Source organism: Paenibacillus fonticola DSM 21315, from assembly GCF_000381905.1.
Taxonomy (GTDB): Bacteria; Bacillota; Bacilli; order Paenibacillales; family Paenibacillaceae; genus Fontibacillus; species Fontibacillus fonticola.
The window spans coordinates 77,599-90,803 of the sequence record NZ_KB907263.1; the positions used below are offsets into that span (position 1 = coordinate 77,599).

12 protein-coding genes are annotated in these 13,205 nt (G+C 50.3%); 8 read left to right on the plus strand and 4 right to left on the minus strand.

Going from position 1 to position 13,205, the window contains the following annotated elements; all coding sequences use genetic code 11:
* Positions 1-1,104 precede the first annotated feature (1,104 nt).
* From G358_RS0118720 to G358_RS0118730, 3 genes are all read left to right on the plus strand, one after another.
* On the plus strand, positions 1,105-1,344 hold the full coding sequence (locus G358_RS0118720; protein WP_019638783.1) for a YkvA family protein: 240 nt from the start codon (positions 1,105-1,107) through the stop codon (positions 1,342-1,344).
* 92 nt (positions 1,345-1,436) lie between these two features.
* On the plus strand, positions 1,437-1,739 hold the full coding sequence (locus G358_RS0118725) for a HesB/IscA family protein (RefSeq protein WP_019638784.1): 303 nt from the start codon (positions 1,437-1,439) through the stop codon (positions 1,737-1,739).
* A 25-nt stretch (positions 1,740-1,764) separates the two neighbouring features.
* Positions 1,765-1,995 (plus strand): YuzB family protein, encoded by a 231-nt coding sequence (locus tag G358_RS0118730; protein WP_019638785.1) that lies wholly within the window; start codon positions 1,765-1,767, stop codon positions 1,993-1,995.
* Between the two features lie 68 nt (positions 1,996-2,063).
* Here the strand turns inward: G358_RS0118730 and G358_RS0118735 are convergent, their stop codons facing one another.
* Positions 2,064-4,145, minus strand: a complete 2,082-nt coding sequence (locus G358_RS0118735; RefSeq protein WP_019638786.1) for an LTA synthase family protein — start codon at positions 4,143-4,145, stop codon at positions 2,064-2,066.
* 122 nt (positions 4,146-4,267) lie between these two features.
* A complete protein-coding gene (locus G358_RS0118740; RefSeq protein ID WP_019638787.1) occupies positions 4,268-5,413 on the minus strand; it encodes a THUMP domain-containing class I SAM-dependent RNA methyltransferase in 1,146 nt (381 codons plus the stop codon).
* Positions 5,414-5,617: 204 nt separating this feature from the next.
* Between G358_RS0118740 and G358_RS0118745 the strand changes: the two genes are divergently transcribed.
* Entirely contained in the window at positions 5,618-6,247 is a 630-nt protein-coding gene (locus G358_RS0118745; RefSeq protein ID WP_019638788.1) for a class I SAM-dependent methyltransferase, read from the plus strand.
* A 75-nt stretch (positions 6,248-6,322) separates the two neighbouring features.
* Here the strand turns inward: G358_RS0118745 and G358_RS0118750 are convergent, their stop codons facing one another.
* Together G358_RS0118750 and G358_RS0118755 are read right to left on the minus strand one after the other, a co-directional pair.
* Positions 6,323-7,543: an MFS transporter gene (locus G358_RS0118750; protein ID WP_026342355.1), complete on the minus strand. Its 1,221-nt coding sequence runs from the start codon at positions 7,541-7,543 to the stop codon at positions 6,323-6,325.
* A 219-nt stretch (positions 7,544-7,762) separates the two neighbouring features.
* A complete protein-coding gene (locus G358_RS0118755; protein WP_019638790.1) occupies positions 7,763-7,972 on the minus strand; it encodes a hypothetical protein in 210 nt (69 codons plus the stop codon).
* 195 nt (positions 7,973-8,167) lie between these two features.
* On the opposite strand from G358_RS0118755, the gene hemE reads away from it, so the two are divergent.
* The 4 genes from hemE (at position 8,168) to G358_RS0118775 (ending at position 13,199) form a co-directional block, all read left to right on the plus strand.
* Positions 8,168-9,229, plus strand: a complete 1,062-nt coding sequence (hemE, locus tag G358_RS0118760; protein ID WP_019638791.1) for a uroporphyrinogen decarboxylase — start codon at positions 8,168-8,170, stop codon at positions 9,227-9,229.
* A gap of 56 nt (positions 9,230-9,285) precedes the next feature.
* Entirely contained in the window at positions 9,286-10,221 is a 936-nt protein-coding gene (gene hemH / locus G358_RS0118765; protein ID WP_019638792.1) for a ferrochelatase, read from the plus strand.
* 8 nt (positions 10,222-10,229) lie between these two features.
* Entirely contained in the window at positions 10,230-11,657 is a 1,428-nt protein-coding gene (gene hemG / locus G358_RS0118770; protein WP_033404234.1) for a protoporphyrinogen oxidase, read from the plus strand.
* A gap of 150 nt (positions 11,658-11,807) precedes the next feature.
* Positions 11,808-13,199, plus strand: a complete 1,392-nt coding sequence (locus G358_RS0118775; RefSeq protein ID WP_019638794.1) for a CapA family protein — start codon at positions 11,808-11,810, stop codon at positions 13,197-13,199.
* Positions 13,200-13,205: the final 6 nt, after the last annotated feature.

The following is a 13,205-nucleotide window of genomic DNA, read 5'->3' on the forward strand; positions in this document are numbered from 1 at the left end:
CACTCGTAGCGTCCTGATTCGGGAGATGTGTATGAATTATCGTACATAAACGCACTCGTAGCGTCCTGATTCGGGGGATGTGTATGAATTATCATACACAACACACTCGTAGCGTCCTGATTCGGGAATTGTGTATGAATTATCGTATATAAACACACGCGCAGCGTCCTGATTCGGGAGATGTGTATGAATTATCATACACAACACACGCGCAGCGTCCTGATTCGGGAGATGTGTATGAATTATCATACACAACACACTCGTAGCGCCCTGATTCGGGAGATGTGTATGAAATATCATACACACCACACTCGTAGCATCCTGATCAGGGAATATGTATGAATTATCATACACAAACACACACGTAGCAGCCTGATCCAAGCGGACAGAACCGAAGTCCTCTGGTCTGCGCTCTCCCGATTAAGTGCTCACTGGTCTGACAGGTCTGCTGCTCTTAAGTATGGCTTCATTGAACCGTATCGCGGGGGCGATCCGAAGACCGGTAATTGGTGTTAACGCTGAATCCACGCCGAAGGCTTATTGCCAAATTTCGTGATAAATTACTTAGGTCAGGCGATTGCTGCATAGCAGCACCAGCGGCCAGGCGATGCTGCTATGCAGCACCGGCTTCATTGCCCGGCAAACTTTCGTCAAGCCGTTGATCTCCCCACCTTCAAGCCAATGATACACCTAGTTCAAGTTATTATTTTTTCTCAGCGAAAGTGGAGTTATAAGTTTTCAGCGGAGCGGAACAATTTATAATCGGAGAAAAAACTGCCGCTAATGGCTGTCTGTTTCCTAGAAAATACTTCGACAGAAGTTTTTTATATATGGCAAAATAGGGTATTGTAGAACTATATAAGTTGAACAATGGAAATGGATATGGGGCAAGTACGTAAAGTGATCCTACGATTGCTGTTGCTTCCAGACTTCTTGGATGTTATAGGTTTCAAGAGGTAGAAATCCGCTTGCAAAGGAGACCACAAGCTTATGCTTTCAAAGCAGCTTTCTCCCAGAAAGCTTTCAATTTCTCCGGAATCATTTTTCTCCTTTGCCTGCATGGCATTTTTAATTTCAACTTATATGTAAAGAGGAGGGAAAGGGATGAAATGGAGAAGATTATGGTCGCTGCGGCACTGGTCCCATATATTTCGCCGTGTCCCCCGATTGCTTGGCTCATCACAGGTTCCTGTTCTCGACAAACTGCTGCTCGTTGTGCCTGCCCTGGCGTATTGGGTGCTGCCCGACGTTTTGCCGTTCATCCCGGTGGATGATATGGCCGTGACGATGATGTTGATGAACTGGTTCGTCACGCGGGCCGAACGGAGACATCCGCCTGCATGATCAGTATGCTTCAAGGAACAGTGCTTGCGTGACGGGGATACATTCTTTACAATAGGAATATTGGAAAGTCATAAGAAGACAGGAGTGATCGTATGAGCGTCAAAATTACCCGCAATGCGGCGAAGGTGATAAAGAAAGAACTGGATAAAGAAGAGAACCAAGGACTTAAGCTTAAAGTGTTCATCACCCATGCTCATGGTGATCATGCCCACTATGGCCTAGATTTGGTCAAGCCTGCCGGCCAGGATCACATTGTGGCTACAGACAAGGACATCGACGTCATTGTTGATCTGAGCGAACCGCTGTTGGAAGGCGTAAAGATCGATTATTTATATTTCCCGGAGGAAGGCTTCGTCATTACGAATCCATCCAAAGGAAATCACGGCGACCACTAGCATTTGAAAAAGAAGGGATTTCAGCATGGCTAATGACATTCGCATATGCGAGAAATGCAATCATATACGGATGAAGACGTTCATTCAGAAGCTTCAGAAAATGGCACCGGATGCGGACATCAAGATTGGCTGTAAGTCGTATTGCGGTCCTTGCGGCAAGCGGGCGTTCGTCTATATTAACGGGCGCTATGTCAGCGCTCCGACCGAAGACGAAGTACTGGAGAAGGCGGCTCCTTTTGTGAAGAAGCCGAAATGAGAATTTAAAGGAGCTGCTCATATGATAGAGATATGAGCAGCTCCTTTATTTTTCATGGACAGTGTCAACTAGCGAAATTGCGGTATGAGGTTATTTGTAATAACCCGATCGGAGATAGACAAGCGCAGCTTTTCTTCGTTGTATCCCGGGCGGCATATCTCGGTATTCACCAGTTCCCTTGTATCGAGACTGTAGCACTGCCCGTTGCTGAACTCCAGGTCGGCAGAAGGAATATAGTATACCTGCCCGTCTGTGAAGGCGCCGGAACGCAGTACGACAAAGCGTTCGCCGTCTCCGAACAGATTGTGTCCCATCATCCGGTAAGACTCCGTGGAAATACCCAGCAAATGCAAAAGCGAAGGGGCCATGTCCAGCTGCCCAGCAGGCTGATCATATACTCCGGCCTCTGTCCCATTGGGCAAATGGATCAGAAGGGGGACTTGATTCATGATCTGGTGCATATCGAGGTCGGATAAAGTCTTTTTCAGAAATCGTTCATAATCCTGTTTGTCTCTAAGCGAGTTATCATGATCGCCGTAGACGTATAAGATCGTGTTGTCCCAAAGCCCCTTTTGCTTCATGCCTTCCACAAGCTGTCCGAGCGCCGCATCCACATAATGCACTGATTCCAAATAGTTGCCGAAAATCGAGCCTTTGAATTTACCCGCATCCAGTTTGGAAACTGAGGCAGGCAACTGGTACGGATGATGGCTCGTCAAGGTGATAAGAAAGGAATAGAAGGGCTTGTTGCGGTGTTGGTCATGGTCCCCGGTCATGAATTCAAGTGACTGGCGGAAAAAGGACTTGTCCCCAAGTGACCAACCAAGCGCCTCATCCATAACATAGTGCTTCTTGCTGTAGAACCGGTCATAGCCCATCGCTTCATACATGATGTTCCGGTTCCAGAAGCTTCCTTCGTAAGCATGGAAAGCGGCTGTCTTATAGCCGTGTTGCCCGAGAATTTGTGGGAGAACATCATATTCGTGGTGAGGATAACGAACGAATACCGAGCCTGTCGGCAAAGGATGCAGCGAGCTGTTCGAAGAGAAGTCAGCGTCCGAGGTACGGCCCTGACCCGTCTGATGATAAAAGTTAGGGAAGTACAGGCTCTCCTCCATCAGCCGGTTAAAATGAGGCGTAATCTCCTCATTTCCGATTTTCTTGCCGATCATAAAATTCATGAAAGCTTCAACTTGAACCACAATGATATTGCTCTCTTTATATGCGCCAAAAGTAGCGTTAGGCTGATTGCGCCTCTCGGCGGCATCCAGAAACCACCCTTCGATTTCCGCAGACTCCTCCCGAGTGAGCGCAGGCTTGCTGCTTAAGCGCTCCTTTGCATAGCGATACCCGTCATAATAGTGAAAGCCTAGCAGGCCGGTAATGTTGTACAAAGATAAATTCCACCAGTTGCCAACGAAAAGATTGCCTGCCCAAGTGTTCTTGTAATGATTGATCGGGCCCATCGTCATAACATAGCCGATGATGAAGGCGAGAAATCCTGTCAGGAGGCGGCGAAGCGGGCGTTTGCCTGCTTTGGGGAATACCGGACCGTCCGTACTGTTCGGCTGCGCATGAGGGGCTTCCAACTCGTCGAAAGCCATCCAAGCATGCCCCGGGCCTGCATCCTGCGGACTGGGGGCCGTGCGCACCTTGCGTCTGCGCGATGCGAAATGCTGCATTGCCGCAAGCCCGATAAGCACCACAAGCCAGGTGATGATATCGGCAGCTAGCCAAAGATCGGAGCGGGCGATAAGAGACATGATGCTCTCGCCCAGCTCGCCGACCTGTCCTGCTTGAAGCAGCACAGGAATCGTAATAAAATCCTGGAAATACCGGTAGTAGATCAGGTCGGCAAAGATCAGTCCTGACAACAGGACGTTCAGGAGGAGCAGGGCGATCGTGCGTGCCCGGCCGTACAGCCAAAATATCCAGAACGATGCGAGCATAATCGATCCGACGGCAATGACATTATCGAGCCGGTTCATATCGATGTTGCTCACTTTCAGGTTGTTATGCAAATAGCGAAGCTTGAGGAACAGAGCGAGGATAAACAGCGCATATTCGAAATAGCGCAGCTGGAATAGCCGGCGCATTTGAGGCGGCGCCAGTTTTTTTCGTCCATCTCTGTTGCTGAAGTGCAGCGGCATTGCTTAGCTCCTTTCAAGTAAAACCAAGTGCAGCCAAGTGAAACCAAGGGACGTCAAGGGACGCTAAGAGACGCCAAAAGACGCCAAGAGACGTCAAGAGACACCAAGCAAAACAAGCAGCTTTAGTGCCGCGGAGGAAGGGGGCCGAGAAACTGCAAATACTGGCACTCAATGCGTCCGTTAAACAGCTTTCGGCGCTTATCTGCCTTGCGGTGGAAGTCATGCTCGAACTGTTTGGTTGGCGTCAGCGCAAAGAAGGACCAGGTTGGCAGCCCCGCCGCGACGCGGCCAAGCTGGGAAATCAGCTTGCGGACTTCCTTCTCCTCACCGATGCGTTCACCGTACGGCGGATTTGTAATGAGGCAGCCATAGTCGCCCTGCGGCTCGATTTTGACGGCCGGCATGGCCTGGAAGACAATTTCCTTGCCGAGTCCTGCACTTTTCGCTGCAGCTGTGGCAACCTCGATCGCTTTCGGATCGATATCGCTGCCGGCGATATTTAGCGGAATATCATCCTTCACCGTATCGAAGGCTTCCTCCCGGGCTTGCTCCCATAGCGATTCCGGAATAACGGGCCACGCATCCGAATTGAAGGAGCGGCGCAGGCCCGGCGCGATATTCCAGCCGATTAGCGCAGCTTCAATCGGCAGCGTACCCGATCCACAGCACGGATCGTAGAATGGCCGGGCCGGGTTTTGGTTCCAACGGCTAAGCAGGATCATCGCTGCTGCCATCGTCTCTTTAAGCGGGGCTTCCGTTGCCACCTTGCGATAGCCGCGCTTATGCAGGGCGGGGCCGGTCGTGTCCAGCGTTAATAGAGCTTTGTCATTGAGCAGGTTGATCTCGATGACGTAGCGCGGGCCGGTCTCCTCGAACCACTCGGTATGATAGGCTTCCTTCAGCTTTTCGACAATCGCTTTTTTGACGATGCCTTGACAGGCAGGCACGCTGCTTAGTTGGGATTTGTGGGAGCGCCCTTCTACGGGAAATTCGCCGTGGGCGGGAATCCAATCCTGCCAAGGCAGAGCTTTCGTACCTTCGAACAGCTCATCAAATGTTACTGCGGAGAATTCCCCCATTTTGACCAGCACGCGGTCAGATGTGCGCAGCCACAAGTTGCAGCGGCAAATGTCGATAAAGTCTCCGGTGAATGTGACTCGTCCGTTTTCGACAACCGTATCTAAATATCCTAGCTCTTTTAATTCCCGGGCTACGACAGCTTCGAGGCCCATAGGGGAGGTCGCGATAAGTTGCAGTGGACCTGGCATATACGTATATCAACTCCGTTTTAAGTTTTCATAAGGTCATGCGCGTAATAATGCGTCTGTTCCGTGATGAGATGCAAATCACAAATCAGGCAGCTTCGTTAGCCTAATCTTGTATCAATCGCTCAAAAACCATACAATCCAGTATAGGACAATGTAAGAAAAGTTACAAACAGGTTTTTTCAATCAGAGGAGCGTGAATGACATATGCTGACACCTGAACAATATGCGGAGGAAATCTACGCTGAAGATGAACAGTTGAACAAGGTAAAACAGAGCATTGAAGATTGCGGAATGAGGGATGTATCGATAGCTCCCGGATATGGAAGGCTGTTAACGTTATTGGTAAAAACCTCAGGGGCTAAAGCCGTGCTGGAAATCGGCGCGCTCGGTGGCTACAGCGGAATTTGCATGGCCAGAGGAATGAACGGGGATGGGAAGCTGCTGTCCCTGGAGTTGAAGGAAGATAACGCTGACCTGGCGCGAAGAAACATAGCGGAGGCCGGTTACGGGGAGATCGTTGAGTACCGGATCGGCCCGGCGCTGGACAGCTTGGCGCAACTGGAGGAGCAGGGAGAGCGGTTCGATTTCTTTTTTATCGATGCGGATAAAGAGAACTACCCTGCATACCTGGAATATGCGATCAAATTGGCGCATCCGGGAGCTATCATCGCCGGGGACAACACGCTGCTTCGCGGGCGAACCTTGAATCCGGACAAAAATGGTCCGGCTGTACTGGCCATGCGTAAATTCAATGAGATGATAGCGCGGGACGAGCGGCTGCTCAGCGCCTTTATTCCGGCCTATGACGGCCTGGCGCTGGCTATAGTGAAATAGGGGCCGCAGTCCGGTTAGAGGCAAGGGGCGTACGGCCTTGCAGATTTTACTGCAAGCTTTTTAAGCAGCGGTTAATCAACGGGAGGAAGACAGCATTGGCTTGGCATACAGCTTCATTCGAACCCATACCGTATTGAATAGCAGGAGCACGCCTGAAATGATGAATATCCCCTCGATTCCGATATACCCGGATAAAAAACCGCCGATCAAGGCGCCAAGCATATTCCCCAGCGCAAGCGTGCTGCTGTTGAAGCCGAAGGCACGGCTTTCCATGCCGTCCGGGGTATAGTGCCGGATTAGCGCGTTGACACTTGGCAATAGACCGCCCATAAATATGCCCATCAGGAAACGGATAATGATCAACTGCCATACATTTTGGACAAACGCCTGAGGAATAAGGGTTGCCGCTGCTCCGACCAAACAGTAGGTCAAAATGCGGTGAGCGCCTAACTTGTCACTAACCCTGCCGAGTACTGGGGATGTAATCATGTTGGAAATTCCGGTTGCCGCGGTGACGACTCCAGCCCAGAAAGGGACGTTGGCCGCGATGCCGTGCAGATGCTCCACATAAATCGGCAGAAGCGACATCGGGCTGAGCATGGCGAATTGCAGCAGGAAGGTCACTGCGAATAGGGCTGTAAGCTGCGGTGTTTTGTTCAGCTCAAGGAACCCTTGCAAGATGGAAATTTGCGGGGCTTGGGCGGCTTCCTCGCGATTGAAGCTTTCACGCACGAACAGCAGGGCCAGCATGGAAGCGATAAACAGCAGAATGCCGGTAATATAGAAGATCGGCCGGAAGCCGACCCATTCGGCCAGCAGGCCCCCGATCAGCGGGCCGAGAATCGTGCCGGCTACGATACCGGATTGAACGATCCCCATAGCGAAGCCCATGCGTTCCTTCGGAGCTGTGCCCGAGACAAGCGCCACAGCCGCTGGGTTGAACCCGGAGATCGTGCCGTTTAGCATGCGCAGCGCGAGCAGATGCCAAGGCTGAGTCGCGAAGCCCATCAATGTAATTACGATGGCCATGCCGAAGCCGGAGCGAAGGAGCATGATTTTGCGGCCGTATTTATCAGCAAGCTTGCCCCATATCGGTTGAAAAATAAAAGCCGTCGCAAAATTAGCGGCAAATATCGATCCAGCCCATAAGCCGATCGCCTGTTCGCCGTGAACATTTAAATCTCTCGCCAAGTATAGCGATAGAAACGGCGTAATCATCGTCATGCCGGCATTGACTAGAAATTGACCGAACCAAAGCACAAGGACATTTACTTTCCACGTATTTATGTCCTTCACTTCCTTTCTGTGCAACAAGTTGTCTTAATATGAGATGAGTTATTCAAATTATTTGCATTGAATCCAACGTTTAAAAAAAACACTCCATTTAACAATGACAATAACAAAAAGTCAGTAGCAACTTACTGACTTTTGAAAATAGGATAACCCGATATATCGAAAGTAACCAGCCTGTATGTAAAATGGTCATCCTAATATGTAATTATAGACCAAAAGTAGTTACAGACCCAAAGCCCGCTCAATCAAAACCCAAACCGCTGTTATGACGAGAACAACTACAGCAAGAGCCAGCTTGCCGACTGCACGCTGCACATGGGGTTTCTTCTTCACTTCTTCAGGAGCCTTGGCATACCACCACAAACCGAAAGGAATCAACAGTGCGATCACAATAGCGCCAATAAAGTGCATAATATTCATGAGCACTGGCATTAACACCCCCTTAGCTTTATTTCTGATTGCGGAATCTTTTAACTCGTTACACCCTAATAATATTAAATACGCAGTATCCCGACAAAGGATGTCATACTATTGTCATCGGATGTTCCGGTGTGATAGTTGTTACTTACTTTTAAAAAGGGCATAATGTACATTAGGGAAATTTTAAATAAATGGGGGCTTGCTATCATGAGTTATAATGATCGGTTTATTCGTGCCTGTCTGAGGCAGGAAGTGGATCGCACTCCTGTTTGGTATATGCGCCAGGCAGGGAGATACGATCCGGAGTATCGCAAAATCAAGGAGAAGTACAGCTTGCTTGAAATTTGCCTTCAGCCGGAGCTCGCCGCTGAAGTAACGCTTATGCCGGTTAGAAAGCTGGGCGTCGATGCCGCCATTTTATATTCTGATATTATGAATCCGGTTGCTTCTATCGGTATTGATTTTGATATTGTCAAAGATGTAGGGCCTGTCATTCATAATCCGATTCGCACGAAACAAGACATTGACCGGCTGAAGCCAATTGATGTCGAAAAGGATTTGTCACACATACTGAAGACGATTTCAATTTTGGACAAGGAACTGGATGTGCCGCTTATTACGTTTGCGGGAGCTCCTTTTACGCTTGCCAGCTATTTGATCGAAGGCCGCCCGTCGAAAAATTACATCCACACCAAGAGCCTGATGTATGGCGAACCGCAGCTGTGGCACAAGCTGATGGAGAAGCTGGGCGACATGGTCATTACTTATTTGCGTGCCCATATGAAGAACGGAGGCAAGGCGTTCCAATTGTTTGACAGCTGGGTGGGCGCGCTGTCAGCTAAAGATTTTCAAATTTATGTGCTGCCGACGATCCAGCGCATTTTTGCCGAATTGCAGGATTTGAATGTACCGAACATTTATTTCCCGGGCGTAAGCTCAGGTGAACTGCTCCCAACGCTTACCGGGCTTCAGACAGACGTGATCGGACTGGACTGGCGCGTTCCGATCCGGGAAGGACGCCTCCGGACCGGCGGGAAGTATGCGATCCAGGGAAATTTAGATCCATTAGTATTAACTGCGCCAATGGATGTGATTAAAGAATATGCCCGGGAAATTATCGACCAGGGGGTCGAATCTCCGGGATTCGTGTTCAATTTGGGACATGGACTATTTCCGGAAGCTTCGCTGGACAAGCTTCGCGAACTGACAGAGTTCGTTCACGAATACTCAGCGGAAGCCATCGCAAGTCAACAGCGGCAACTCTCGTAAGAGAGCTGCTGCTCTCTGAAAGAGAGTATTAATCGACAAAGCAGAGGTGAAGTATCGTGACAACTACAATCGGTGTATTAGTCATGTCCTATGGAACGCCTGAGAGCATGGATCAGGTAGAAGCTTACTATACTCATATCCGCCGGGGGCATCCGCCAACGGAAGAACAACTGCAGGAGCTTACGGAACGCTATGAGGCGATCGTTGGCGGGGTATTCCCGCTTCGCGCCAATACGGACAATCAGGTAGCAGCGCTTCAGGAGACGCTGAACCGGATGAATCAGGATAAGGATAAGAAATATGTGTGCTATCAAGGATTGAAGCATGCTCGTCCCTTTATCGAAGACGGGGTGGCCCAAATGGCAGAGGACGGTATCAAGGAAGCGGTCGGCATCGTGCTTGCCCCGCATTATTCCGTCATGAGCGTCGGCAGTTATATTAAGCGGGCTGAGGCAAAGGCTGAGGAATGCGGAGTACGGATGAAATTCGTCAGCAGCTACCATCTCCATCCGAAGCTGATCGAAGCTTTTGCCAATAAAGTATCGAGTAAGCTTGATTTATTCGAGGAAGCCGGGGCTGAACGAAGCAAAGTAAAAGTATTGTTTAGCGCTCACAGCTTGCCTGAGAAAATTCTTGCTATGGGCGACCCTTACCAGGATCAGTTGCTGGAGACATCCGCGGCGATTGCCGAGAAAACAGGGGTAGTCTCCTGGCAGTTTACCTGGCAAAGTGCCGGCCGTACGGCTGAGCCCTGGCTTGGCCCGGACATACTGGATACGCTTCGCAGCTTAAGCCAAGAGCAGGTGGAGGATGTGCTGGTCGCTCCGATTGGATTCGTATCCGACCACCTGGAAGTGCTATATGATCTCGACATTGAAGCCAAGACGGTAGCCAAAGAGCTGGACATTCGTCTTGAACGGATCGATTCCTTAAATACAGACCCTTTATATATGGAGACACTCAGCGACGTCATCCTTATGGCAAAGGAATGAACGGACATATGAGCAATGCGTCCCGCAAGGTAGTGGTGGTTGGCGGTGGTTTAACCGGACTTAGCGCGGCCTTTTACATCCGTAATTTCTATAAGGAGAGAGGATGGAAACCGGAGATTACGCTAGTTGAGAAAGATAAGATGCTGGGCGGCAAGATTGAGACCTTGCACAAAGACGGCTTTGTGATCGAGAAAGGGCCGGATTCATTCCTTGCCCGCAAAACGGCGATGATCGATCTGGCCAAGGAACTGGAGCTGGATCATGAATTGGTGAGCACGAACCCGGAGGCGAGAAAGACTTATATCGTCAACAAGGGAAGGCTGCATCCCATGCCATCCGGTCTTGTATTAGGGGTACCTACCGAACTGGGACCGTTTCTGAAATCCGGCCTCGTCAGCTGGGGCGGCAAGCTGCGGGCGCTGACTGACCTTATTCGCCCGTCCCGCAAAAGTACGGAGGATGAATCCCTGGGCGATTTCATTGAACGCCGCCTCGGTGCTGAAGTGCTTAGCAATATGACAGAGCCGCTGCTGGCCGGCATTTATGCCGGAGATACCTACCGTCTTAGTCTGCAGTCGACATTTCCCCAGTTCGGAGAAATGGAACGGAAATACGGCAGCCTGATAAAAGGGATGATGACAGGCAAGAAGCCTGTCGAGACGCATACCGGGACGAAGAAGAGCACTTTTCTCACCTTCCGCCAAGGATTGCAAAGTCTCATTCATGCCCTTGTCCACGAGCTTGACGATGTCACACAGCGGGTGGAAACGGAAGTTCGTTCCATCGAGCGTATAGGAGAAAGGGGCTATGAAGTTGTTCTGGCTTCTGGTGAAGTCATCCCGGCCGACGACATTGTCGTCACAACACCGGCTTTCGCTGCGGCTGATTTGCTGCGGCCCCTCGTCGATGTGAGTGCGCTGGATGCGATAAATTACGTCACGGTTGCCAACGTTGTGCTGGCCTTTGACCGGAAAGACGTAAGCGGGCAGTTTGACGGCTCGGGCTTTCTCGTTCCTCGCAAGGAGGGACGCAATATTACAGCCTGCACTTGGACGGGCGTAAAGTGGCTGCATACGAGTCCAGAGGATAAAATGCTCTTGCGCTGCTACGTCGGGCGTTCTGGAGATGAGCAGAACGTGCACCTTCCAGACGAGGCGCTTACTGAGCTTGTCAGGAAGGATTTGCGTGAGCTGATGAATATTACCGCAGATCCGTTATTTGTGGAAATTACGCGCTTGCCGAAATCGATGCCCCAATATCCTGTCCATCATTTGCAGCATATTGCCGATTTCAAAGCTCGGCTTGACCAGACCCTGCCGGGCGTATATGTTACCGGTGCGGCTTTTGACGGCGTCGGTCTGCCTGACTGCATTCGCCAGGCCAAGCAATTGGCCGGGGAGATGGCGGATAAGCTGCCGGCAGAAACAAATGAATAATTGATTAAAGAAAGGGACCCTTTCGCTGAAAAATAGGCGAGGGGTTCTATTTATTTCAGGTTAGCTGATATAATAAAATCATGTGTGTTCGCTGATTGAATGTGTTCGCAGAATGAAATGGAAATTATACAATTTCTGAAGGAGTTTATGATGTATCCACCAAGATCCAATAAATATCGAAAAAAAAAGCAGGAAAAACAGCGGAGACAAAATCGCTTCTGGCTTACTCTTAATTTAGCGCTAATTATCGCGATCATTGCCTTGGGAGCTTATTATTTAGCCGAAGAACGAGTTCCCGCTGGCAGCAAGGGCAGCAGTGACCCGTCTTTTGTGGATGAACCTGCCAGCCACAGCAATGATGAGCGGGACGGGAATACGAATTCATCGAAAGCGGGCGAAGGAAGCACGCAAAGTTCGGATTCGGAGCTAAATGACCGCGTTAGGGGTGACGACGCCGGTCTAGCTGATGAAGCTGGCGAAGTTAGCGGGCATGACGGCGCAGACGAGGCGGCGGCCCATAATGACCCGACGGCCACGAACGACCCGACTGGAGAACAGGAAGAACCGCTGCTGCCGGGGGAGGAGGATCAGGAAGCGGTCGTTCATTTGCATTTTGCCGGAGATACGATATTCTCGGGAAGCATTGCCCCGAAGCTTGAAAAAGAAGGGTATCATTATCCATATGAACATGTGCGCGATCTGTTTCTTAACGACGATTTAAGCGTACTTAACCTGGAAACGCCTGTAACTGCCGGAGGAACGCCAGCGGAAGACAAGTCATTCGTGTTCAAAGCGCCGCCCAAGTCCCTTCCGCCGATGCATAAGGCTGGCGTAGATGCGGTTAATTTAGCTAACAATCACACACTGGACCAAGGGGTTGAAGGGCTGCTTGATACGATCAAGCATCTGAAAGATAGCGACATACGATATTTTGGTGCCGGAAAAAATAAATCTGAAGCCTATTCTCCTCTTTATGTGGAGCGAAATGGGATAAAAATCGCTTTGTGCGGGTTCAGCCGGGTTATCCCGCAGGCGGATTGGGCGGCAGGCAAGAACAAGCCGGGCGTTGCGGTGGCCTATGATTCCACGGCAGCTGTGAAAACGGTGGAGGCCGCCCGCAAGGAAGCGGATTTGGTCGTCGTCGTGACGCACTGGGGGAAGGAAAGGACGACGGTGCTGGAGAAGCATCAGACCTCACTCGCCCATTCTTTTATCGATGCGGGTGCCGATTTAGTTATCGGCGGTCATCCTCATGTGCTGCAAAGCATCGAGCAATATAAAGGGAAATGGATTGCCTACAGCACAGGGAACTTTATTTTTACAAAAAAGTCTGACGCGCCAGATACTTGGGATACGGCGGTGTTTGAAGCGAAATGCTCGAAGAAGGGGGACTGCCGGCTTAAATTGCTGCCTTTCCGTACAGAGATCGGTCAGCCGGTTCCGTTAAAGGGAGAGGAAGGCGAGCGGTTGTTCAAGAAAGTGGAGAACTTGTCCCAAAATGTTAAAATTAACAAAAACGGAGAAGTGCTCTTCAACAACTGACCGCCT

Bases quoted from the DNA above. Each gene is read 5' to 3' on its own strand.
- G358_RS0118720 (WP_019638783.1), top strand. From the start codon at position 1,105: ATGAAATGGAGAAGATTATGGTCGCTGCGGCACTGGTCCCATATATTT.
- G358_RS0118725 (WP_019638784.1), top strand. From the start codon at position 1,437: ATGAGCGTCAAAATTACCCGCAATGCGGCGAAGGTGATAAAGAAAGAA.
- G358_RS0118730 (WP_019638785.1), top strand. From the start codon at position 1,765: ATGGCTAATGACATTCGCATATGCGAGAAATGCAATCATATACGGATG.
- G358_RS0118735 (WP_019638786.1), bottom strand. From the start codon at position 4,145: ATGCCGCTGCACTTCAGCAACAGAGATGGACGAAAAAAACTGGCGCCG.
- G358_RS0118740 (WP_019638787.1), bottom strand. From the start codon at position 5,413: ATGCCAGGTCCACTGCAACTTATCGCGACCTCCCCTATGGGCCTCGAA.
- G358_RS0118745 (WP_019638788.1), top strand. From the start codon at position 5,618: ATGCTGACACCTGAACAATATGCGGAGGAAATCTACGCTGAAGATGAA.
- G358_RS0118755 (WP_019638790.1), bottom strand. From the start codon at position 7,972: ATGCCAGTGCTCATGAATATTATGCACTTTATTGGCGCTATTGTGATC.
- hemE (WP_019638791.1), top strand. From the start codon at position 8,168: ATGAGTTATAATGATCGGTTTATTCGTGCCTGTCTGAGGCAGGAAGTG.
- hemG (WP_033404234.1), top strand. From the start codon at position 10,230: ATGAGCAATGCGTCCCGCAAGGTAGTGGTGGTTGGCGGTGGTTTAACC.
- G358_RS0118775 (WP_019638794.1), top strand. From the start codon at position 11,808: ATGTATCCACCAAGATCCAATAAATATCGAAAAAAAAAGCAGGAAAAA.